Origin of the sequence: Caulobacter sp. 1776 (assembly GCF_040545685.1) — a bacterium.
GTDB lineage: Bacteria > Pseudomonadota > Alphaproteobacteria > Caulobacterales > Caulobacteraceae > Caulobacter.
In genome coordinates this window covers 261796-282007 of sequence record NZ_JBEPMI010000006.1, presented here as the reverse complement: position 1 = coordinate 282007, position 20212 = coordinate 261796, and the positions used below count along the sequence as shown (strand labels likewise).

The window sequence follows — 20212 nt, the reverse complement described above, 5'->3', positions numbered from 1 at the left end:
ATCAACCCTTATGAGCGTCGGCCGACAGGGCCGGCGAGGCGATCGAGTCCGGAACCGGCAGGGTCTTTTCGACCAGGCCCAGGACCGGCAGCACGATCAGGAAGAAAGCGAAGTAGTAGAGCGACGCGATCCGCGACAGCCACACGAAGCTGTTCAGGTCCGAACCCATCAGCTGGAACGTGGTCAGGTGCGGGATCACCGGATCGTCGGGCAGCTTGGCGCCGCAGACGCCCAGGACGCAGCAGGCCACCAGGAAGAACACGAAGTAGATCTTCGCGGTCGGGCGGTAGCGCATCGAGCGCACCTTCGAGGTGTCCAGCCACGGCAGGGCGAACATGCAGGCGATGGCGCCGAACATGGCCAGCACGCCCATCAGCTTGTCCGGCACGGCGCGCAGGATCGCGTAGAACGGCAGGAAGTACCATTCCGGAACGATGTGCGACGGCGTCACCAGCGGGTTGGCCTCGACATAGTTGTCGGCGTGGCCCAGGGCGTTCGGCATGTAGAAGACGAAGAAGGCGAAGAGGATCAGGAAGACGCTCATCGCAAAGCCGTCCTTCACCGTCGCGTACGGCGTGAAGGGCAGGACGTCGGCCTTCGACTTCGGCTCGACGCCGGTCGGGTTGTTCTGGCCCACCACGTGCAGCGCCCAGATGTGCAGGATCACGACGCCCGCGATCATGAAGGGCAGCAGGTAGTGCAGCGAGAAGAAGCGGTTCAGGGTCGGGTTGTCGACCGCGAAGCCGCCCCACAGCCAGGTGGTGATGCTCTCGCCGACCAGCGGCAGGGCGCCGAACAGGTTGGTGATCACGACGGCGCCGTGGAACGACATCTGGCCCCAGGGCAAGACGTAGCCCATGAAGGCGGTGGCCATCATCAGCAGATAGATCACGCAGCCCAGCAGCCACAGCACTTCGCGGGGCGCCTTGTACGAACCATAGTACAGGCCGCGCAGCATATGGATGTAGACGGCGATGAAGAACATCGACGCGCCATTGGCGTGCATGTAGCGGATCAGCCAGCCGTAGTTCACGTCGCGCATGATGTGCTCGACCGACGCGAAGGCGCCTTGGGCGCTCGGCGTGTAGTGCATCACCAGGATGATGCCGGTGATCAACTGGGAGGCCAGGCACAGCGACAGGATGCCGCCGAAGGTCCACCAGTAGTTCAGGTTACGCGGCGTGGGGTAGTCGACGAACGAGTCGTAGCCCAGACGCACGATCGGCAGACGGGCGTCGAGCCAGCGCTCGATACCGGTCTTGGGTTGATAGGTCGAATGTCCGCTCATCTCGCTTAGCCGATCTTGACCTTGGTGTCGGTGAGGAAGGCGTATTCCGGAACCACCAGGTTCTTGGGCGCGGGGCCCTTACGGATACGACCCGAGGTGTCATAGACCGAGCCGTGGCACGGGCAGAACCAGCCGCCGTACTCGCCGCCGCCGAAGGTCGGGACGCAGCCGAGGTGGGTGCAGTTGCCGCCGACGATCAGCCAGTTGGACTTGCCCGGCTTGACGCGCGCGGCGTCGGTTTCGGGATCCTTCATCGCCGCGTGGTCGTCGGCGACGGCCTTGGCGATCTCGGCCTTGGTGCGGTTGCGCACGAACAGCGGCTTGCCGCGCCACTTGATCGTGACCTGCTGGCCTTCGGCGACCTTGGTCAGGTCGAACTCGGTCGACGCCAAGGCCCGCGTGTCGGCGGACGGGTTCATCTGGTCGATGAACGGCCACACCAGGGTCGCGGCGCCGCCGGCGGCGGCCGCAATCGCGGCGATGTGAATGAAGTCGCGCCGGGAGGGATCGCTCCCGTGTTCCGGCTCGGTCGTTGCGCCCACGGCGGTGTCGGCCACCTAGTCACCCTCTAATTCCGCCAGTCCGCGAAAAGCGGTCCGGCTTGGAGAAGCGCTTTTCAGCGCCATATCTTGCTCGACCCGCAAGCGGATCTCCGCCACAAGGCAGCGGTCGGATCGTCGTATCGGACGCGCGGACCAAGTCCGCAAGCCCTTTCGATTCGCGGCAAAGCCCCTGCTGCCCTTGTGGTTGGTTCGCTTATTATGCGTATCGCACTTTTTCAACCAGGCATTCCCCAAAACGTCGGGGCGGCCATTCGGCTCTCGGCCTGTTTCGACGTCGGTCTGGACGTCATCGAGCCCTGTAGTTTTCCGTTGGACGACAAGAGCTTGAAGCGCGCGGCCCTGGACTACGGACCACTGGCGCATCTGAAACGCCATGACAGCTGGGCGGCATTCCTTAAGGCGCCGGAGCGCGTTGACGGGCGCCTGCTGCTGTTCACGACTAAAGGCGCCACGCCCTTCCACAGGTTTTCGTTCGAACCCGGAGATACGCTGCTGTTCGGCAACGAGAGTCGCGGCGCGCCCGAGGAGGTCCACGCGGCCGCCCAAGGCCGGATCGTCATCCCGATCATGCCCGAGGCGCGGTCGATGAACCTGGCCACCACGGCCGCCATGGCGCTGGGCGAGGCCCTGCGGCAGACGGGCGGGTTTCCGTCTTCGCCGGAGCACTCGCCGAACGCGCTCTAGTGATCGCCGAAGTCGACGTCGCGCCGGGCGGCGACGATGGTCACGATGAAGCCGGCCAGGACGTCCAGCAGCACCATCAAGGTGATCAAGAAGAAGGTCGAGGTGGCGAAGGCCGGGAAGAGCAGGAACTCGACCAGGCACAGGATGAACAGCACCATCGACAGCGAGTGGTTGATGATCGCGATCTTGCGGCTGGTCGTCGATTTCAGGAGCTCGACGAACAGCACCACCAGGGACGCGGCCAGCAGCAGGTCGCCCAGGCTGACGGCCCACTCGGCCCGCGAGGTCATGTGGATGGTGAACAGCTTGTCGGTCATGCGGACGCTGGCGTCCACGGCCCTGAAGCCGCCCGTCAGGGTCAGCGCGACCAGATTGTAGATGATGACCGGCAAGGCCAGCAGCGGAACCGCGGCGAACATTCTGACTTCCCCCTTCGGCGGACCCCCACCGTGGTTAAGGCGTAGCCGCTTTCCTTGTCTCGGTGAAGCCGCCTCGCCTGTCGCGCGCTACGCTTCGTCCACGCCTTGGGGATTGCGGGCCCGCGATTGCAGCCACATCACGCCCAGCAGGTCCGAGACCGAGGCCTTGAGGCGGCCGAAGTTGGTGTATTTCGACACCCCGCTCTCGCGGTGGCGATGGTTCACCGGCTGGAACTCGACGTCGTAGCCCTCGCGTAGCATCAGGGCCGGGATATAGCGGTGGATGTGATCGAAGTACGGCAGGCGCAGGAACGCCTCGCGCCGGAAGGCCTTGAGCCCGCAGCCGGTGTCGTTGGCCGTGTCCTTCAGCAGGCGCTTGCGCACGCCGTTGCCGAACTTGGAGGCGAAGCGCTTGGCGTTGCTGTCCTGGCGCTTGACCCGCTCGCCGCCGACCAGGGCCAGGGTCGCGGGCCCGGCTTGCAGCGCCTTGGCCAGACGCGGGGCGTCGGCCGGATCGTTCTGGCCGTCGCCGTCCAGGGTGACGATGATCGGACCGCGCGCGGCCAGGATGCCGCTGCGCACGGCGCGGCTCTGGCCCGAGTTCTTGCGGTGGCCCAGTACGCGCAGCTGCGGAATCTCGGCCTTCAGGGCGATCAGGCGGGCCTTGGTGTCGTCGCGGCTGGCGTCGTCGACGAAGATCATTTCATAGTTTTCGCCCGCGAAGGCGGTCGCGATCTCGCGCGCCAGCTTCGGGGCGGCCTCGCCCTCGTCGAAGACCGGAACGACGACCGAAAACTCAGGGATTTGGGCGGCTTGAGAGCTCATCGCCTCCTCATACAGCAAAAGTCGCGACACGAAAGGATCGTGCTAAACGTGACCGCATGACGCTTGAATCACGCCTCGATGACTGGAGCCGGGGTTGGCGCGGCCCTGTGTTCGCCGCGCTGGTGGCGCTGATCGCCGGCCTGCCAGGCCTGTTCGCCATGCCGCCGCTGGATCGCGACGAGTCCCGCTTCGCCCAGGCCACCTCCCAGATGCTGGAGACCGGCGACTATGTCGTCATCAAGTTCCAGGACCAGCCGCGCTTCAAGAAGCCGGTCGGCATCCACTGGCTGCAGGCCGCCAGCGTCAAGCTGTTCTCCGACGCCGAGGACCGGCGGATCTGGGCCTACCGCATCCCGTCGCTGCTGGGCGCCATGCTGGCCGCGGCCGCCTGCGCCTGGGGCGCGGCGGCGCTGTTCGATCCGCGCACCGGCCTGCTGGCCGGCGCGATCCTGGGATCCAGCTTCCTGCTGTCGTCCGAGGCCTTCATCGCCAAAACCGACGCGGCCCTGTGCGGGACCACGACCCTGGCCATGGCGGCCCTGGCTCGTATCTACGCCGCCCACCTGAGGGGCGAGGCGTCGAACAAATGGACCAAGCTCGCCTTCTGGATCGGCCTGTCGGCCGCCGCCCTGATCAAGGGCCCGGTCGGCCTGCTGGTGGCGTTCTTCGCCCTGGTCGGCTTGGGCGTCTGGGACCGCAAGGCCGCCTGGATGAAGGACCTGGGTTGGACCTGGGGCCTGATCCTGTTCGCCGCCGTCGTCCTGCCGTGGGCGATGATGATCACCGTGGCCACCGACGGCGCCTTCTGGGGCGCGGCGGTGGGCGGCGACCTGGCCCCGAAACTGGCTGGCGGCCAGGAGGGTCACGCCGGTCCGTTCGGTTACCACGCCCTGGTCGCGCCGATCCTGACCTTCCCCGGGACCCTGCTGTTGCCGGCCGGGCTGGCCCTGGCCTGGACCGGCCGCCGCGAGCCGGGCGTTCGTTTCGCCGTCTGCTGGCTGGTCCCGACCTGGCTGATGTTCGAGATTCTGCCAACCAAGCTGATCCACTACGAACTGCCAGCCTACGGCGCCCTGGCCATGCTGATGGCGGCGACGGTCCGCGCGCCGCTGGGCAAGCTGGTCCGGCGGATCGGCGCGGGCCTGTCGGTCTTTGCTGGGCTCGTCCTGGCCGTCGTCGCCATCTATGGCCAGGCCCAGTTCGGGACCGGCGCCGACCTGGCCTGGACCGTGCTGGCCGCCGGCCTGGCGCTTGGCGCGGGGATCGCCGGCGCGGTGCTGCTGCTGCGCCATCACTCGGCCCGAGCCTTGGTCACCGCCGGCGTGCTGGGCATCGGCGCCCACGTCGCCTTGACCGCCGGCCTGCTGCCGCGCCTGGAGCCATTGTTTCTGTCCAAGGACGTCGCCGACGCCCTGGACCACGCCAAGCTGTCGCCGCGCTCGGGCGCGGCCGGACCGGTGGCGGTCACCGGCTATTCCGAGCCCAGCCTGATCTTCCAGCTCGGCACCGCCACCGAGTTGACCGACGGCGAAGGCGCGGCCCAAGCCATCCTCGAGGGCCGCCCAGCCGTGGTCGAGGGCCGCGAGGACAAGCCGTTCCGCGACGGCCTGGCGGAACAAGGCCTGACGCCCCGCCCCGTCGCCGTAATTCCGGGCCTGAACTATTCCGACGGCGATCGGGAGCGGCTGACCATCTATCGCGGCGAGCCGCAAGTCCCGGAGCCGGACGACGCCGAAATCCCTGAAACGTCGCCTCCGGAGACCGCGCGATGAGCCGTTTCATCCAGATCGTCGAGGTCGGGCCGCGCGACGGCCTGCAGAACGAGAAGTTGTCGCTGTCGGTCGAGGAAAAGCTCGACCTGATCCGCAAGCTGGAGGCCGCCGGCGCCAGGCGCACCGAGGTGGTGTCGTTCGTCAATCCCAACCGCGTGCCGCAGATGGCGGGCGCGGAGGAGATCATGGCCGCGCTGCCTTCGGATCTGGTCCACTCGCGGATCGGCCTGGTGTTGAATATGCGCGGCTGGGAGCGCTGCGTGTCGGCCCTGTGCGACGAGGCCAATGTCGTGGTCTGCGCCTCGGACGGCTTCGCGACCCGCAACCAGGGCTCCACGGTGCGCCAGCAGGTCGAGACCCTGGCGGCGATCGTCGAGCGCCGAGCGATGGAAGGCGGCCCGCCGATCACCATGACTCTGTCGGTGGCCTTCGGCGATCCGTTCGATGGCGAGGTGTCGCAGGACCAGGTCGTGGCCATCGTCCGCGAAGCCGCCGCCCTGGGCGTGCCCGAGATCGCCCTGGGCGACACCATCGGCGTCGCCGATCCCTGGACCGTCCGCCGACGGATCGAGGCCGTGCGCGCCGCCGCCCCGGACGCGCGCCTGCGCATGCATTTCCACGACACCCGCAACACCGGCCTGGCCAACGCCTATGCCAGCGTCGAGGCCGGCGTCGACGTGCTGGACGCCTCGGTCGGCGGCCTGGGCGGCTGTCCGTTCGCGCCGAACGCCACCGGCAACATCGGGACGGAGGATCTCGTCTACATGCTGGAACGGGCCGGCTTCGAGACCGGTTATGACCTGGCGGCCTTGATCGAGATCGGCCGCGAGATCAGCGCCAAGCTGGGCAAGGCGCCCGCCTCGTCCCTGGCCCGCGCCGGAGGTTTCCCCGCATGATCCGCTTGGCCGCCCTCGCTATCCTCGCCTTGAGCGCCTGCGCGGCCGCGCCGGCCATCGAGGCCCAGGCGCCTCGCTGCGACGTGACCCTCAAGTTCGCCAGCTACGGTGCGGGGATCGACCGCGAGTTGGCCGACAAGGTCGCCGCGGCCGTGAAGGCCGATCACGACGTCGCCCGCTCCGAACGCAAACCCTGGGGCCGCGAAGGCGAATTCGACCAGTGCCTGACGGCGAAGTCGGGGCGGGATGTTAAGGCGATGTTCGAGCGTTACCGCGCGATGCTACCGGCGAAGAGCCTGAAGGCCCCGACCTCGATCGAGGGGCCGGACGGCCTGCGGTTCGAAACGATCGGGCCGATGTGACCACGTCGTGGTCATCCCGGCGAAAGCCGGGATCCAGCGCGAGACTCTCGGCGCCCTGGGTGGATCTGGGCCCCGGCTTCGCCGGGGAGAGCGGGACGGGTTAGATCGGCCGGCCCGTCAGCTTCCACAGCAGCGGGCGGCATACCGACATCAGCATGATGGCCGGGGCCAGCAACACCGCCGCCGCGAACAGCTGCAGACTGTCGGCGCGCTTGATGAAGTAGCGGGTCAGGCCCACGCCCTTGTGGAACTCCACCTTGACGGGGTGCTCCAGGCTGGTGTGGCCGAGATGGACGACCTGGGCCTTGGGCTGGAACAGCACTTTGCCGCCGGCGCGTCGGGCGCGCCAGCACAGGTCGATGTCTTCGACATGGAGAAAATAACCCTCGTCGAAGCCGCTCAGGGCCTCGAAGTCGCCGCGGCGCATGGCGAAGCAGGCCCCGGAGATGGTCGGCATCGGCACCGGGCCGCGCGGCACGGGTTCATGCTCGCGATGGATCTCGAAGCCGGCCAGCTTGGGATAGCGGCGGGTCAGCTGGCCGAAGCTGAGCACGGTGCTCATCGGCGTGACCTCGCCGCGACGACCGCCGCGCTGTTCGGAGCCGTCGACGTTCAGCACCCGCGCCCCGACAATGGTCGGCGTCGGTTGACCCTTGAAGGCCGTGACCAGAGCCGCCACGCAGCCGATCTGCAGATTGGCGTCGGGATTGAGGAAGACGATGTAGTCGCCGCCCGCCGTGCTGGCGCCCATATTGGCGCCGCGGGCGAAGCCGATATTGCCGTGGCCTTGCTTGAGCACCACGCGCGGCTCGGTCAGCGCCAGCGACCGCAGCATGTCCTCGTCCTGCGGCGAGGAGCCGTTGTCGACGATGACGAACTCGTCGACCAGCGGCTCGGCCAGGACGTGCTTGATGCTTTCGAGCAGGGCCTCTCCCGTCCAGTAGACGACCATGACCACGGAAACGTTCGGACGAGCCGGACGCGCGCCAAGGGACAAGGTCGATACGGACGGGAGAATGCTGTTCATCAGGCGGTCGCGGCCTCGACGACGAGTTTGGCCGATGCGCGCGTGCGCGCGATATCGGGCGGCGTGGCGTCGGCGCTCAACACGCGGAGCGCTTCTTCCAACGGCAGGATGTTCTGTCCCTCGCCGCCGAGGCGACGAAGAGCCAGTTGCCCCGTTTCCGCTTCCTTACGTCCGACCACCGCGATCACTGGCACCTTGGCGAGACTGTGCTCGCGAATCTTATAGTTAATCTTCTCATTACGCAGATCCACTTCCGCGCGCATCCCCAAACCGGTCAATCTCTCGACGACCTCCCGCGCATAGTCGTCCGCGTCGGACGTGATCGTGGCCACGACCACCTGCGTGGGCGCTAGCCACACTGGCAGCGCGCCCGCGAAGTTTTCCAGCAGGATGCCGATGAAACGCTCGAAGGACCCCAAGATCGCCCGGTGAAGCATCACTGGACGTTTTTTTGAACCGTCCTCAGAAACGTACTCCGCGTCCAGTCGTTCCGGCAAAACGAAATCGAGTTGCAGCGTGCCGCATTGCCAAACTCGACCAATGGCGTCCTTCAACGAAAACTCTAGCTTCGGGCCGTAGAAGGCGCCTTCACCTGGCTGAAGCACCAAGGTTTCACCCGCCGCCTCCGCGGCTTCCGCCAGAGCGGCCTCGGCCTTGTCCCAGACCTCGTCCGTACCGGCGCGCAGTTCCGGACGCGTCGAGAACTTGGTGTCGGCCAACGTCATGCCCAGGTCGTTATAGACGCTGCGCAACAGTTCGATGAACCGGGCGCTCTCCTCCGTGACCTGTTCTTCCCGGCAGAAGATGTGAGCGTCGTCCTGCGTGAAGGCGCGCACCCGCATGATGCCGTGCATGGCGCCCGAGGGCTCATAGCGGTGGCAGGCGCCGAACTCGGCCATGCGCAGCGGCAGCTCGCGATAGCTCTTCTGGCCGACATTGAAGATCTGGATGTGGCCGGGGCAGTTCATCGGCTTGACCGCCAGGATCTCGCCCTCGGCGCTCTCGCACATGAACATGGCGTGGCCGAACTTCTCGGCGTGGCCCGACTTCTCCCACAGGCTCTTGTCGAGGATCTGCGGCGTCTTCACTTCCTTGTAGCCGGCCGCGTCGAGGCGGCGTCGCATATAGTCCTCGAGCACGCGATAGAGGGCCCAGCCCTTGGCGTGCCAGAACACCATGCCCTTGCCCTCTTCCTGGATATGGAAGAGGTCCATCGTCTTGCCGAGTTTGCGGTGGTCGCGGCGCTCGGCTTCCTCGATGCGCTTCAGGTGCGCTTCCAGGTCGGCTTCCGAGGCCCACGACGTGCCATAGATGCGCTGGAGCTGGGCGTTGTTCTGGTCGCCGCGCCAATAGGCGCCGGCTAGCTTCGTCAGCTTGAACGCCTTGCCGACGTGCTTCGTCGACGGCAGGTGGGGACCGCGGCAGAGGTCCTTCCAGTTGCCCTGGCGATAGACCGTGATCGTATCCGTACCCGGCAGGTCACGGATGATCTGGGCCTTGTACTGCTCGCCGATGCCGTCGAAATGGGCGATGGCCTCTTCGCGGTCCCAGACCTCGCGCGTGATCTTCTCGTCCCGGTCGACGATCTCCTTCATGCGCTTTTCGATCTTTTCCAGATCGTCCAGGCTGAACGGCTCGTCGCGGGCGAAGTCGTAGTAGAAGCCGTCCTCGACGTTCGGGCCGATCGTCACCTGGGTGCCGGGGAACAGTTCCTGCACGGCCTCGGCCAGCACGTGGGCCGTGTCGTGGCGGATCGTGTCGAGCGCCTCGGGCGACTCGCGCGTCAGGATCTCGAACTTGCGCTCGCCCGTCAGCAGGTCCGGCGTCAGCGGACGATCCAGGTCCAGGACCTGGCCGTCCAGTTTGATCAGCAGCGCCTTCTTCTCGAGGGACTTGGAGATGGCGGCGGCGACGTCGCGCCCGCTCGAGCCGTCAGGGTACTGACGGGAGGAGCCGTCGGGGAAAACCAGGTCGATCATTCTTCACATATCCACTTGCGTGGCTGGTGTCGCGACGGCGGCGGGTCGTAGCCCGATCCACCTAACGGATTGCAGCGGCAAATCCGTCGCAACGCCAACCAGGAACCCTTGAGCGGGCCATGATCCTTGAGGGCGGCGGCCGCGTACTCCGAACAGCTCGGCGCGAAGCGGCACTGACGCCCGATGAGAGGCGAGAGCGTCAACTTGTAGGCCCGGAGGCCGAAATCGACGGTGCGGTCGTAGAAGGTCATGCCGGCGCGCGACTTATGTTGCAGTGCGGTTACACACGGCCCCGAGGGAGGGATCAAGCCGCGCCGGCGGTGCTAGTTCGCGTTTCGGAGACAGCTGTGGCCTTCCGGACAGCCTCCACCGTCGCTTCGAACGCCAGCAGCGTCGAGGCGTGACGGGCGGGATAGTCCTTGACCGGCTCCAGCACGGCGAGCTCCGCAAACCGGCCCGCGGGAGGCGAACCGTTCGTCTTAAGCATAGCGTGCAAGGAGTCCCGAGCCAACTCGATGTCGGAAAGTTCCGCCCCGACGACGTTCGCGCCCAGGATCGCGGCGGCGGCCTGACCCAGGGCGCAGGCCGAAACCTCCTGGGCGTAGTCGACGACCTTGCCGTCCTGGACCACCACGTCGACCGTGATCTTGCTGCCGCACAGCTTGGCGACCTTCTCGGCGCTGGCGTCGGGCGCGGCCAGTCGCCCGGCGCGCGGCATGTTGGCCACGAGCCCCAGGATCCTGGCGCTGTAGAGGTCGTCGATCATCGTGGCCCTAAGATGGGGTCTTCTGGCGTTCGGACCAGATCGCCTCCGCGCGGTCGCGCACGGCCTCGCCCATTTCGGTGAAGGCGGCCTTCAGCTTGCGGCGCTCCTCGCGGCTGACGAAGCGCAGCAGCAGGCCCATGAATAGCTCGCCGTTCGAGAACGTCGAATTGTTCGGCCCCATGTTCTCGATCTCCAGATAGCGGATCGCCGTCACGAAGCCGCCCAGGCGTGACGAGCGCCAGTGCAGCTGTTCGTATGGCACCCAGTCCTGGACGACGGGCTGGGTGACCTTGGCCGGCTCGCCCGGCAGGTGCTGCTCCAGCGTCAAGATCGTGCCGATCTTCAACTGTCCTTCGGCCTTGCGGTAGAGCGGGTTCCAGTGATGCCAGGTCGTGAAATCGGAGACCACGTCCCAGACGATCTCGGCGGGGGCCTGGACCCCGATGCGGTGTTCGACGGCGCGCTTCATGGGGCGGGACTTATCATCAACGATCCGCCTCCCACAATCCGCTCATCCCCGCGAAAGCGGGGACCCAAGCAGCGCTTCCGAGCGAACAACGTTCATGATAGGTTCTCACCATGGACCAGATGTTCGCCGTCTATATCCTGGCCAGCAGGCCTTACGGCACACTCTATTGCGGCCATACGGACGATCTTCCCCGACGGGTCTGGGAGCACAAGGAGAAGGTCCACAAAGGCTTCACGGCCAAGTACGGGGTCAACCGGCTCGTCTGGTACGAGATGGGTGACACGCGAGAGGGCGCCTTCGCTCGCGAACGTCAGGTCAAGAAATGGAACAGAGCGTGGAAGATAGAGCTGATCGAGGCGCTGAATCCGGGCTGGGCGGATTTGTATGAAACCTTGAACTGCTAGCCCGCGCCATCGCTCATTCCCCAATACCGCTCATCCCCGCGAAAGCGGGCACCCAAACCCGGTCGGCAAATTGAGCTCTACGTGAAAGCCCCAGAAGCGGACAGTTAGCTTGGGTCCCCGCTTTCGCGGGGATGAGCGAATTTTTGGGATCTGGGATTAGGCGAGGAAAACCGGTCCTAGTCCTTCATCCGCCACGTCGCCCCGGACGGGCCGTCCATGACCACCACGCCCAGCGCGTCGAGCTCGGCGCGGATGGCGTCGGCGGCGGTCCAGTCCTTGGCGGCGCGGGCGGCGAGGCGTTTCGCCAGCAGGTCCTCGACCTGGGCCTTCAGCTCGTCGGACGCATCGCCTTCGAACCAGGCGTCCGGGTCGGCCTGCAGGAAGCCCAGCAGGGCGCCGGCCTCCAGCAGGCGGGCCTTGTTGGCCGCGATGGCGACGGTGTCGCCGGCCGTCACGGCCTTTTCGATCAGGCTCGACACCTCGAAGAAGCTCGACACCGCCAGCGGGGTGTTGAGGTCGTCCATCAGGGCGGCCAGCGTTTCGGCCGGCGCCTCCATGGCTTGATCCATCGGCACGTCCTTGGCGCGGCGCAAGGCGCCGTACAGGCGGTCCAGCGACTTGCGCGACTGCTCGATCAGCTCCGGCGTCCAGTCTAGCGGCTGACGGTAGTGGGCCGACAGCAGCGCCCAGCGGACCACCTCGCCCGGAACCGTCTTCAGCAGTTCGTGCGGGATGATCACATTGCCCAGGCTCTTGGACATCTTCTCCCCGCTCATGTCGAGGAAGCCGTTGTGCATCCAGTAGTTGGCCAGGACCGGCAGGTCGTGGGCGCAGCGGCTCTGGGCCACTTCGTTCTCGTGGTGCGGGAAGGTCAGGTCGATGCCGCCGGCGTGGATGTCGATGGTCTTGCCCAGCGCCTTGTCGATCATGGCCGAGCACTCGATGTGCCAGCCCGGACGCCCCGCGCCCCAGGGGCTGTCCCACTCGGGCTCGTTCTCCTTGGACGGCTTCCACAGCACGAAGTCGGCCGGGTGGCGCTTGTAGGGCGCGACTTCGACGCGGGCGCCGGCGATCATCTCGTCCAGGTCGCGGCCCGACAGCTGGCCGTAGTCCGGGAAGGCCTGGGTGTCGAACAACACGTGGCCCTCGGCGGCGTAGGCCTTGCCGTTGTCGACCAGCTTGCCGATCATCTCGACGATGGCGCCGATATGGTCCGTGGCCTTGGGCTCGAGATCCGGGCGCAGCGCGCCCAGCGCGTCGGCGTCCTGGTGGTAGGCGGCGAGGTAACGGTCGGTGATGACCTTGATCGCCACGCCCTCGTCGGCGGCCTTCTTGTTGATCTTGTCGTCGACGTCCGTGACGTTGCGGGCATAGACTACCGCGTCCTCGCCATAGAGGTGGCGCAGCACGCGATAGAGGACATCGAACACCACCACCGGCCGGAAATTGCCGATGTGGGCGTAGTTGTAGACCGTCGGACCGCAGACATACATCGTCACCCGCTTGGGATCGGCGGGAACGAAGTCGCGCTTCTCGCGCGCCATGGTGTCGTGGATCTTCAGGGTCATTGGGTCGCGGCAACCTAACGTAACGGAGGTGTTGCCCCCGGAAGGGGCCGGCCCCATATAGCTAGGACGCGCTCCGATCACCATGTCTGTTTGGTGCGGGAGGCGCGACGGGTGGCACGCGTAATTCCGGGGCGACAGGCGCTCCGGCGCAACTCAGCCCGGGAAAACCTCCTCACAACATGGACGCACTGACCCGCGAGCGAACCCTGATCGGTCTTGATGACGCCGGTCTTGATCTTGAACCCGCCCAGCGCCCCACCAAAGACGAGGCCATGGCCGCCGTGCGGACCCTGCTGGCCTGGGCCGGCGACAATCCCGACCGCGAGGGCCTGCTGGACACCCCCGAGCGCGTCGTCGAGGCCTATGGCGAATGGTTCGCCGGCTATCACGGCGATCCGGCCAAGGAGCTGTCGCGCACCTTCGAGGACGTGCAGGGCTATGACGACATGGTCATGCTGCGCGGCATCGACGTGCAGAGCCACTGCGAGCACCACATGGCGCCGTTCCTGGGCAAGGCCTGGGTGGCGTACATGCCGACCGGCAAGGTCGTCGGCCTGTCCAAGCTGGCCCGCCTGGTTGAGATCTTCGCCAAGCGTCTCCAGACCCAGGAGACCATGACCATGCAGATCGCCGACGCCATCGAGGACCACCTCTCGGCCGCCGGCGTCGCCGTGCTGATCGACGCCGAGCACCAGTGCATGAGCACCCGCGGCGTTCGCCACCACGACGTTTCGACCATCACCACCCAGTTCCGCGGCGTGTTCAAGACCGACAAGGTCCTGCAGCAGCGGTTCATGGATCTGGTCAAGAAATAACGAAAATCGGTGTCATCCCGGACGGCCCTTGGGCCGATCCGGGACCCAGGAGCCGGCGCAATGCGGTTGCCCTGGGTCCCGGCTCTCCGCGCTACGCGCTCGGCCGGGATGACACGCCTTCGCTTTGAGCGGAGCCCTAGGCCGCCGCCCGGATCCCCTCGCGGATCTTGGCCACGCACGCGTCGACCGGCCGGTGGGTCAGCGTCACCAGCACGAAGCTGATCAGCATCAGCAGGTACCAGGCGCCCATCTTCTCGATCGGCACCATGGTCCAGCCGTCGCGCTGGCTGGGATAGATCCAGGCGCCGGCGAAGGTGCCGAGGTTCTCGGCGAACCAGATGAACAGCGAGACCAGCACGAAGCCCATCAGCATCGGCATCCGCCGGGCCGTCTGGTCAGGCGTGAACACGAACCAGCTGCGTCCGAACAACAGCGCCGACAGGGCGAACAGGCCCACGCGGATGTCGGTCACGTAGTGGTGGGTGAAGAAATTGGCGTAGATCAGCACCGCCAGGATGTGGGTGCTCCAGAACGGCGGATAGCGCTGGAAGGTGATGTCGAACAGCCGCCAGGCCCGGGCGATGTAGCTGCCGACGCAGGCGTACATGAAGCCGGTGAACAGCGGCACGCCGCTGATCCGCAGCAGGCTGGGCTCGGGATAGATCCACGAGCCGTGGGCGGTCTTGAACAGCTCCATGACCGTGCCGACCACGTGGAAGATGAAGATCACCAGCGCCTCGTCCCAGCGCTCCAGCTTCAAGGTCAGCAATGCGGCCTGGATGGCGATCGCGGCCAGGACCAGGAAGTCGTAGCGGGCGATGACGGCGTGCTCGGGCCACAGCAGCTTGGTGCCGACCAGGAGAGCCAGCATCAAGGCGCCGAACAGGCAGGCCCAGGCCTGCTTCAGCCCGAACAGCAGGAACTCGTAGGCGTAGCCGTTCCAGCGCGAGCGCCGCGCCCAGGGCCGGGCCCGGTCGTCCAGCGCCGCCACGGCGGTCTTGATGCGATCTTTCAGGTTCATCCCGCTCCCTCGGGCGCGGAAGCTAGCGCAGCCCTCTGGCCTGCGCCATATGTGGCGCCATGAGCACCGACCTGTTCCCCCAAGCCCACAGCAAGCACGACCTGGAGCGCGGAACCGCCCTCGCGCCCCGCTTCAACGCCGACGGCCTGGTCGTCGCGGTGGCCCAGCACGCCGACACCGGCGAGATCCTGATGCTGGCCTGGATGAACGACGAAGCGCTGAAACTGACGGCCGAGACGAACATCGCCCACTATTTCAGCCGCTCGCGCGGCGAGCTCTGGAAGAAGGGCGAGACCAGCGGCCAGCTGCAGGACGTGGTCGAGCTGCGGGTCGACTGCGATCAGGACGCGGTGCTTTTGAAGGTGCGGCCGCGCGGCGACGGCGGCGCCTGCCACGTCGGCTTCCGCTCGTGCTTCTATCGCGTTCTGGAAGATGGGGCGCTGGTCGAGCGGGAAGCGGACCTCACAAGAACGGACGGCCATGACCACGCCTGAAGCCCTGATCGCCTTCACCCTGGCCGCCGGCCTGCTGACCCTCACGCCCGGCCTGGACACCGCCCTGGTGATCCGCACCGCCGCCGCCGAGGGCCCGCGCCGGGCAGCGGGGGCGGCGATCGGCATCGGCCTGGGCTGCCTGATCTGGGGCGCGGCCGCTTCGTTCGGAGTCGGCGCGCTGCTGACCGCGTCGGAGCTGGCCTACACGATCCTGAAATGGGCGGGCGCGGCGTATCTGGCGTGGACCGGGATCCGGATGATCCTCAAGCCCCGCGACCTGTTCGAGCCGGGCGAGATGAAGCCCGTCGACGCCGGTCCGATCGCGGCGCTGCGCCGGGGCCTGCTGACCAACCTGCTCAATCCCAAGGTCGGGATCTTCTACGTCTCGTTCCTGCCCCAGTTCATGCCGGCCGGCGTCGATCCGGCGCGGTTCGGCCTGGTGCTGACCAGCATCCACGTGGTCGAGGGCCTGCTGTGGTTCACGGCGCTGATCGCCGCGACCGTGCCAATCGCGGGCCTGCTGCGCGAGGCCGTGGTGATGCGCTGGCTGGACCGCGTGGCCGGTAGCGTGTTCGTGGCCTTCGGACTGCGGCTGGCGTTGGAGCGGCGCTAAGCCTCCGTCAACGCCTCGACGCCGCCGCCGCTCGCCGGCGTCACCACGAACCGCTTCAACACGCTGGTCTGATAGGTCGGCTCGACGATCGTCGACACCGCCATCAGCTCGCCGGTCGCCTTGCCGTGCTCTAGGGTCAGCAGCAGGAAGCCCTTGGCGCTGGGATGGGCGTATTTCACCTCCCTGTTCCGCTGGACGAAGGCCTCGCCCAGCGGCACGCCGGGCAGGATGTCGCCATAGCCGGGCGAGGTCACCGAGGTCGCGCCGAACTCGGCCGCCACCCGGGTCTTGCCGGCGTCGTCCCACAGCTCGTTGACCCAGAACATGTGGCTGTCGCCGGCCAGCACGATCGGCCGGGCCTTGGCGGCGGTGAGGATGTCGTAGACCCGCTGGCGGTCGGCCGGATAGCCGTCCCAGGCGTCGAGGTTGGAGGGGATGTCATAGGCCGACATGGCCACGGACTTGGCCACGCGCTTGCGGGCGTATTCGGGCAGCTGGGCCAGCAGGCCTTCGAACTTCTCCGCGCCCATGGTCGCCTTCAGGTCCGGCGGCGCGACGCGGGCCATGACTACCTGGTTGCCCAGCACCTGCCAGGCCGTCCCGGCCTTGGTCGAGGCGCCAACCTGGCTGGCCAGCCACCGCTCCTGGTCCTCGCCCATCATCCGGTGCGCGCCGTCTTTCCACTTGGCGGTGAAGGCGGCGACGTCGGGCTTGCCGTCGACCACCGGCATGTCGTCTTCATAGTCCAGCTGGTGGGTGCGGGCGGTCAGTCGCGTCTCGACCATCAACAGGCTGGCGACGTCGCCGAACTGGAAGTCGCGCCAGGCGGCCTCGGGCAGCGCGCCCGGCCCGGCCTCGCGGATCGGCATCCACTCGTAATAGGCCTTCAGCGCAGCGGCCTTGCGCGTCGCCCAGTCGCCCTCGGTCTTGGGATCGTGGTTCTCGGCCCCGCCGATCCAGCTGTCGTTGGCGGTCTCGTGGTCGTCCCAGACCACGATCCAGGGCGCGCGGGCGTGGGCCGCCTGGGCGGCGGGGTCGGTCTTGTACTGGGCGTGGCGGCGGCGATAGTCGTCCAGCGTCACGATCTCGTGGATCGGATCGTGCGTGCGCGACTTGGCCACCGGCGAGTTCATGCCGTAGTCCTTGGGCGCGCCGCCGTATTCGTAGATGTAGTCGCCCAGATGCACCACCGCGTCGACGCGCGGCAGCTTGGCGATGGCGTCGTAGGCGTGGAAGTAGCCGTTCGGATAGAGGCTGCACGAGACCACCGCCAGGACCACGTCCTTGGTCACGCCCTTCGGCAGGGTGCGGGTGCGCCCCACGGGCGAGGTCAGACCGCCCCCCTCTTGGTTGGTGGTCTTGAAGCGGTACCAATAGTCGGTCGCCGGCTTCAGCCCCTGGCCGTCCAGGTCGTGCTTGACGGTCCAGTCGCGGCTGGCGCGGGCCCGTAGGCCCGTGGTCGTGCGGACAAGGGCCTTGAAGTCCGGGTCGGCGGCCACCTCCAGCGTGACGTCGATGTCGCCGGTGGTCGGCTGCTTGGGCGTCACCCGGGTCCAGAAGATCATGGACGTCGCGCCAGGATCGCCGCTGGCCACCCCGTGTTCGAAGGCCACGGGGCCCTTGTACCAGGTGATCGGGGCGGCGGCGGCCTCGCCAGCGGCGGCGCCCGAAAGGCCCAGCAGGCCCAGAACCTTGCGGCGGTCGATCTTCATCCCAGCTCTCCCTTTGTCGCCACGATGCCGTGTTACCGGCGGAACGTCACGCCCACGCCCATGAAGCGCGGTTTGCCGGCGATGAAGGTCGGGATGCCGAAGCTGTCGCCGGTATTGCCCGCGTCCTTCAGATAGCGCTCGTCGCCGAGGTTCTCGACGAAGGCCTCGATCTTCCAGCGGTCGTCGACGGCGCCAAAGCCCAGGCGGACATTCAGCAGGCCGTAGGCGTTCTGGAACTCGTCGACCTTGGTGTCGGGGAACAGGCCCGCCGACTGCAGGTCGGAGCGGTCGTTGTCGTCGTCGAAGAACATCTTCGAGCGCCACGTATAGGTCGGGGTGAAGGTCAGCTTGCCGCCCAGGGCCTCGCGGCTGAACGCGGCGCCGACCGAGAAGGTCTGGTCCGGCGACAGGCGGAAGTGGTTGCCCTCGCGCAGGCCGGTCTCCAGGCGCGCGTGGTTGTAGGCGTAGGTCCCGAACAGGGTCCAGAAGTCGCCGGCCTGCACGCGGGCCTCGCCCTCGAAGCCGTAGGCCTTGGCCTTGCCGGCGTTCAGGGTCACGACCTGGGCGCCCTGGCGGAAGCTGGTGGCGAAGTTGTCGTAGTCGTAGCGGAACACCGAGCCGGACAGGAACAGGCGGCCGCCGATCAGCTTACCCTTGGCGCCGGCCTCGTAGGAATCGACCACCTCGGAATCGACGACATTGAAGCGCGGCTGGCCCAGCGGCGCGGCTGGGGCGCTGGTCGAGATCACTTCCGGGCGGCGACCCCGCGCGAACGAGGCGTAGAGGCTGACATCCTCCGACGCGGCGTAGCGACCGACCAGGCGCCAGGTGACGCCGCTGTCGTCGATCGTCTTGGAGAAGGTGTCGCCATTGTTCGTCGTCGGCTGGGCGATCAGTCCGACCATCGGCAGCAGCGGATTGTTCACCGCGTTCGGCTGGGCGGCCAGGAACAGGTTCGTCGGGGTCGGCGCGGCCAGCAGGATGCCCAGGATCGAGCGCCCGTTCTGCACGCCCGAGCGATAGGCGGCCTCGCGATCCTCGCGGGTGTAGCGGACGCCGGCCGTGATCTCGAACTTGTCGGTCAGCTTGAACGTGCCGTCGGCATAGACGTCGTAGGCGGTGTTCTCGCCATAGTTGGCGAATTCCTCGCGGTGCACGGGCTTGAGGTTCGAGACCAGACCGGGCGCCAGGGCGGCGGGGACGCCGAAGCCCAGCTGCAGCACCTGGGCCAGATAGGCCGGGTTGGTCAGGAGCGCCAGCGGCTGCGGGTTCGGGCGGCTGATCCCCAGCGGCGTATTGCCGGCCAACAGGGCCAGCACGAGGCGCTCGTCCATCTGGCCCGGGATGCGCCATGAGCCGGTCTCATGGAAATAGTTGGCCCCGACGAAGCCCGAGAAGCGGCCGCCGGCGTCGTAGCGCAGGCGCAGTTCCTGACTCTGCTGACGACCTTGCGCGTCCTCGGCGAAGGTCAGGATCGGCAGACTGGAGCCGTCCGGATCGAACACCTCGTTGGAATGGAAGGCGCGGGTGGCGGTGATCGACGACAGGCTCAGGGCGTCGTTGATCCTGTACTCGGCCAGGGCCGTGAGGCCGTAGACCTTGCGGTCCAGGCCCAGCGGCTTGCCGCCCTCGAAGCCGGCGCCCGGCGCCAGGGTCGCGGCCGAGCCGACGTCGGTATTGCCCAGGACCTCGCCCGTGATCGGGTTGGTCGGGTTGAAGGTATGGCTCTTGAACGAGGTGCCGCTGGTGTCGTCGACCTGGTAGTTGCCGATCAGGTCGAGCTTCAGGTTCCCCGGCTCCAGGTGGTAGGCCAGGCGCACGGCCTTGGTGTCGGTCGAGTTGTAGGGGTCCCCGCCGGCGGCGTCCTTCACATAGCCGTCGACCTGGCGCGTGCGGGCGGCGATGCGGAACGCCGAACCGTCGCCGAACGCGAAATTGACCATGGTCTCGCCGACCAGGTAGCCGCCCGTGCCGCCTTCGGCCTTCAGCGCCCAGTCGAAGCTGGCCGGATTGGCCTTGTTCTGCACCAGGTTCACCGCCCCGATCAAAGCGCCGCGGCCGAATAGGGTCGACTGCGGACCCTTGGCGATCTCGACCCGCTCCATGTCGAACAGCTCGACATACGAGCCGCGCGAGCGCGAGATCGGCACGCCGTCCTGATAGATCGACACGCGCGCCTCGTCGGCGGACGAGCCGGAGTCCGAGGTGATGCCGCGCATCACGAAGCCGGAATTGTTGTTCGACTGGTTCTGGACCAGGAAGCCGGGCGTGAAGGCCGACAGCTCGTCGAACGCCTTGACGCCGATCGCCTCCAGGAACTTGCCGGAATAGGCGGTGACGGCGATCGGCACCTCGACCGGGTCCTGGGCGCGCTTCTGGGCGGTGATGACCAGCTCGCCCAGGTTCGTGGTCTGCTCGTTGTTGGCCGGGGCCGGAGCGTCGTCAGCGGCGAAAGCCGGAACGGCGGCGACCAGGGCCAGCAGGCTGGCGGTCAACAGCGTGGTGGTGCGAAAGGCGCGCATCGACTATCCCCCT

At 67.1% G+C, this 20212-nt stretch carries 21 protein-coding genes and 1 pseudogene; 8 read left to right on the top strand and 14 right to left on the bottom strand.

Translation table 11 applies throughout. The annotated features are described in order from the left end of the window. Position 1: 1 nt before the first annotated feature. Complete coding sequence (locus ABIC66_RS17475) at positions 2-1288, bottom strand: cytochrome b (RefSeq protein WP_354071613.1); 1287 nt, start codon at positions 1286-1288, stop codon at positions 2-4. Positions 1289-1293: 5 nt separating this feature from the next. Next, positions 1294-1845, bottom strand: coding sequence for a ubiquinol-cytochrome c reductase iron-sulfur subunit (gene petA, locus ABIC66_RS17470; RefSeq protein WP_354071611.1), 552 nt, complete (start codon positions 1843-1845; stop codon positions 1294-1296). Between the two features lie 204 nt (positions 1846-2049). Here petA and ABIC66_RS17465 point away from each other — a divergent pair, with 204 nt between their 5' ends. Further along, a complete protein-coding gene (locus tag ABIC66_RS17465; protein WP_354072000.1) occupies positions 2050-2535 on the top strand; it encodes a tRNA (cytidine(34)-2'-O)-methyltransferase in 486 nt (161 codons plus the stop codon). On the opposite strand, the gene ABIC66_RS17460 is transcribed toward ABIC66_RS17465, so the two are convergent. Continuing rightward, positions 2532-2954, bottom strand: a complete 423-nt coding sequence (locus tag ABIC66_RS17460; RefSeq protein ID WP_354071609.1) for a hypothetical protein — start codon at positions 2952-2954, stop codon at positions 2532-2534. The two genes, ABIC66_RS17465 and ABIC66_RS17460, sit on opposite strands and share 4 nt — an antisense overlap. A gap of 87 nt (positions 2955-3041) precedes the next feature. Further along, the gene (locus ABIC66_RS17455; protein ID WP_354071607.1) at positions 3042-3779 is read right to left on the bottom strand and encodes a glycosyltransferase family 2 protein; all 738 of its coding nucleotides are present in this window, start codon (positions 3777-3779) and stop codon (positions 3042-3044) included. A gap of 56 nt (positions 3780-3835) precedes the next feature. Here ABIC66_RS17455 and ABIC66_RS17450 point away from each other — a divergent pair, with 56 nt between their 5' ends. The 3 genes from ABIC66_RS17450 to ABIC66_RS17440 are packed head-to-tail and all read left to right on the top strand — an operon-like array spanning position 3836 to position 6809. Next, positions 3836-5551: an ArnT family glycosyltransferase gene (locus tag ABIC66_RS17450; RefSeq protein WP_354071605.1), complete on the top strand. Its 1716-nt coding sequence runs from the start codon at positions 3836-3838 to the stop codon at positions 5549-5551. Next, positions 5548-6447 (top strand): hydroxymethylglutaryl-CoA lyase, encoded by a 900-nt coding sequence (locus ABIC66_RS17445; RefSeq protein ID WP_354071603.1) that lies wholly within the window; start codon positions 5548-5550, stop codon positions 6445-6447. Before ABIC66_RS17450 ends, ABIC66_RS17445 begins: the two co-directional genes overlap by 4 nt. Next, positions 6444-6809, top strand: a complete 366-nt coding sequence (locus ABIC66_RS17440; protein WP_354071601.1) for a hypothetical protein — start codon at positions 6444-6446, stop codon at positions 6807-6809. Before ABIC66_RS17445 ends, ABIC66_RS17440 begins: the two co-directional genes overlap by 4 nt. A gap of 100 nt (positions 6810-6909) precedes the next feature. Here the strand turns inward: ABIC66_RS17440 and ABIC66_RS17435 are convergent, their stop codons facing one another. From ABIC66_RS17435 to ABIC66_RS17415, 5 genes are read right to left on the bottom strand one after another with little or no spacing between them, the layout of a single operon-like run. After that, positions 6910-7836: a glycosyltransferase family 2 protein gene (locus tag ABIC66_RS17435; protein WP_354071599.1), complete on the bottom strand. Its 927-nt coding sequence runs from the start codon at positions 7834-7836 to the stop codon at positions 6910-6912. Then, complete coding sequence (thrS, locus tag ABIC66_RS17430; RefSeq protein ID WP_354071597.1) at positions 7836-9815, bottom strand: threonine--tRNA ligase; 1980 nt, start codon at positions 9813-9815, stop codon at positions 7836-7838. Before thrS ends, ABIC66_RS17435 begins: the two co-directional genes overlap by 1 nt. After that, the gene (gene yidD, locus ABIC66_RS17425) at positions 9812-10066 is read right to left on the bottom strand and encodes a membrane protein insertion efficiency factor YidD (RefSeq protein WP_354071595.1); all 255 of its coding nucleotides are present in this window, start codon (positions 10064-10066) and stop codon (positions 9812-9814) included. Before yidD ends, thrS begins: the two co-directional genes overlap by 4 nt. A gap of 53 nt (positions 10067-10119) precedes the next feature. Next, complete coding sequence (locus ABIC66_RS17420) at positions 10120-10581, bottom strand: iron-sulfur cluster assembly scaffold protein (RefSeq protein WP_354071593.1); 462 nt, start codon at positions 10579-10581, stop codon at positions 10120-10122. A gap of 7 nt (positions 10582-10588) precedes the next feature. After that, a complete protein-coding gene (locus ABIC66_RS17415) occupies positions 10589-11050 on the bottom strand; it encodes an SRPBCC family protein (RefSeq protein ID WP_354071591.1) in 462 nt (153 codons plus the stop codon). 110 nt (positions 11051-11160) lie between these two features. On the opposite strand from ABIC66_RS17415, the gene ABIC66_RS17410 reads away from it, so the two are divergent. After that, the gene (locus ABIC66_RS17410) at positions 11161-11454 is read left to right on the top strand and encodes a GIY-YIG nuclease family protein (RefSeq protein ID WP_354071590.1); all 294 of its coding nucleotides are present in this window, start codon (positions 11161-11163) and stop codon (positions 11452-11454) included. Positions 11455-11630: 176 nt separating this feature from the next. Here ABIC66_RS17410 and cysS read toward each other — a convergent pair whose 3' ends face one another. Continuing rightward, the gene (gene cysS, locus ABIC66_RS17405; protein WP_354071588.1) at positions 11631-13022 is read right to left on the bottom strand and encodes a cysteine--tRNA ligase; all 1392 of its coding nucleotides are present in this window, start codon (positions 13020-13022) and stop codon (positions 11631-11633) included. A 179-nt stretch (positions 13023-13201) separates the two neighbouring features. On the opposite strand from cysS, the gene folE reads away from it, so the two are divergent. Next, the gene (gene folE / locus ABIC66_RS17400; protein WP_354071586.1) at positions 13202-13837 is read left to right on the top strand and encodes a GTP cyclohydrolase I FolE; all 636 of its coding nucleotides are present in this window, start codon (positions 13202-13204) and stop codon (positions 13835-13837) included. A gap of 2 nt (positions 13838-13839) precedes the next feature. On the opposite strand, the pseudogene ABIC66_RS24260 reads toward folE, so the two are convergent. Next, positions 13840-13963: pseudogene (locus tag ABIC66_RS24260) on the bottom strand (hypothetical protein); the annotation flags it as partial. A 10-nt stretch (positions 13964-13973) separates the two neighbouring features. Then, entirely contained in the window at positions 13974-14858 is an 885-nt protein-coding gene (locus tag ABIC66_RS17395; RefSeq protein WP_354071584.1) for a DUF817 domain-containing protein, read from the bottom strand. A gap of 59 nt (positions 14859-14917) precedes the next feature. Here ABIC66_RS17395 and hisI point away from each other — a divergent pair, with 59 nt between their 5' ends. Together hisI and ABIC66_RS17385 are read left to right on the top strand one after the other, a co-directional pair. Beyond that, positions 14918-15352 (top strand): phosphoribosyl-AMP cyclohydrolase, encoded by a 435-nt coding sequence (hisI, locus tag ABIC66_RS17390; RefSeq protein ID WP_354071583.1) that lies wholly within the window; start codon positions 14918-14920, stop codon positions 15350-15352. Beyond that, positions 15339-15965 carry a LysE family translocator gene (locus ABIC66_RS17385; protein WP_354071581.1) on the top strand — a complete coding sequence of 209 codons (627 nt, stop codon included), beginning with the start codon at positions 15339-15341 and terminating at the stop codon, positions 15963-15965. Before hisI ends, ABIC66_RS17385 begins: the two co-directional genes overlap by 14 nt. Here ABIC66_RS17385 and ABIC66_RS17380 read toward each other — a convergent pair. Both ABIC66_RS17380 and ABIC66_RS17375 read right to left on the bottom strand, forming a co-directional pair. Beyond that, positions 15962-17677 carry an alkaline phosphatase D family protein gene (locus ABIC66_RS17380; protein ID WP_354071579.1) on the bottom strand — a complete coding sequence of 572 codons (1716 nt, stop codon included), beginning with the start codon at positions 17675-17677 and terminating at the stop codon, positions 15962-15964. The two genes, ABIC66_RS17385 and ABIC66_RS17380, sit on opposite strands and share 4 nt — an antisense overlap. A gap of 32 nt (positions 17678-17709) precedes the next feature. After that, positions 17710-20199, bottom strand: coding sequence for a TonB-dependent receptor (locus tag ABIC66_RS17375; protein ID WP_354071577.1), 2490 nt, complete (start codon positions 20197-20199; stop codon positions 17710-17712). Positions 20200-20212 lie beyond the last annotated feature (13 nt).

Excerpts from the sequence above, each read along its gene's own strand:
- ABIC66_RS17415 (WP_354071591.1), bottom strand. The coding sequence starts at position 11,050 with ATGAAGCGCGCCGTCGAACACCGCATCGGGGTCCAGGCCCCCGCCGAG.
- ABIC66_RS17450 (WP_354071605.1), top strand. The coding sequence starts at position 3,836 with ATGACGCTTGAATCACGCCTCGATGACTGGAGCCGGGGTTGGCGCGGC.
- yidD (WP_354071595.1), bottom strand. The coding sequence starts at position 10,066 with ATGACCTTCTACGACCGCACCGTCGATTTCGGCCTCCGGGCCTACAAG.
- hisI (WP_354071583.1), top strand. The coding sequence starts at position 14,918 with ATGAGCACCGACCTGTTCCCCCAAGCCCACAGCAAGCACGACCTGGAG.
- ABIC66_RS17385 (WP_354071581.1), top strand. The coding sequence starts at position 15,339 with ATGACCACGCCTGAAGCCCTGATCGCCTTCACCCTGGCCGCCGGCCTG.
- ABIC66_RS17455 (WP_354071607.1), bottom strand. The coding sequence starts at position 3,779 with ATGAGCTCTCAAGCCGCCCAAATCCCTGAGTTTTCGGTCGTCGTTCCG.
- ABIC66_RS17420 (WP_354071593.1), bottom strand. The coding sequence starts at position 10,581 with ATGATCGACGACCTCTACAGCGCCAGGATCCTGGGGCTCGTGGCCAAC.
- ABIC66_RS17395 (WP_354071584.1), bottom strand. The coding sequence starts at position 14,858 with ATGAACCTGAAAGATCGCATCAAGACCGCCGTGGCGGCGCTGGACGAC.
- ABIC66_RS17440 (WP_354071601.1), top strand. The coding sequence starts at position 6,444 with ATGATCCGCTTGGCCGCCCTCGCTATCCTCGCCTTGAGCGCCTGCGCG.
- ABIC66_RS17445 (WP_354071603.1), top strand. The coding sequence starts at position 5,548 with ATGAGCCGTTTCATCCAGATCGTCGAGGTCGGGCCGCGCGACGGCCTG.
- cysS (WP_354071588.1), bottom strand. The coding sequence starts at position 13,022 with ATGACCCTGAAGATCCACGACACCATGGCGCGCGAGAAGCGCGACTTC.
- ABIC66_RS17435 (WP_354071599.1), bottom strand. The coding sequence starts at position 7,836 with ATGAACAGCATTCTCCCGTCCGTATCGACCTTGTCCCTTGGCGCGCGT.
- ABIC66_RS17460 (WP_354071609.1), bottom strand. The coding sequence starts at position 2,954 with ATGTTCGCCGCGGTTCCGCTGCTGGCCTTGCCGGTCATCATCTACAAT.
- ABIC66_RS17410 (WP_354071590.1), top strand. The coding sequence starts at position 11,161 with ATGGACCAGATGTTCGCCGTCTATATCCTGGCCAGCAGGCCTTACGGC.
- ABIC66_RS17465 (WP_354072000.1), top strand. The coding sequence starts at position 2,050 with ATGCGTATCGCACTTTTTCAACCAGGCATTCCCCAAAACGTCGGGGCG.
- folE (WP_354071586.1), top strand. The coding sequence starts at position 13,202 with ATGGACGCACTGACCCGCGAGCGAACCCTGATCGGTCTTGATGACGCC.
- ABIC66_RS17375 (WP_354071577.1), bottom strand. The coding sequence starts at position 20,199 with ATGCGCGCCTTTCGCACCACCACGCTGTTGACCGCCAGCCTGCTGGCC.
- thrS (WP_354071597.1), bottom strand. The coding sequence starts at position 9,815 with ATGATCGACCTGGTTTTCCCCGACGGCTCCTCCCGTCAGTACCCTGAC.
- ABIC66_RS17475 (WP_354071613.1), bottom strand. The coding sequence starts at position 1,288 with ATGAGCGGACATTCGACCTATCAACCCAAGACCGGTATCGAGCGCTGG.
- ABIC66_RS17380 (WP_354071579.1), bottom strand. The coding sequence starts at position 17,677 with ATGAAGATCGACCGCCGCAAGGTTCTGGGCCTGCTGGGCCTTTCGGGC.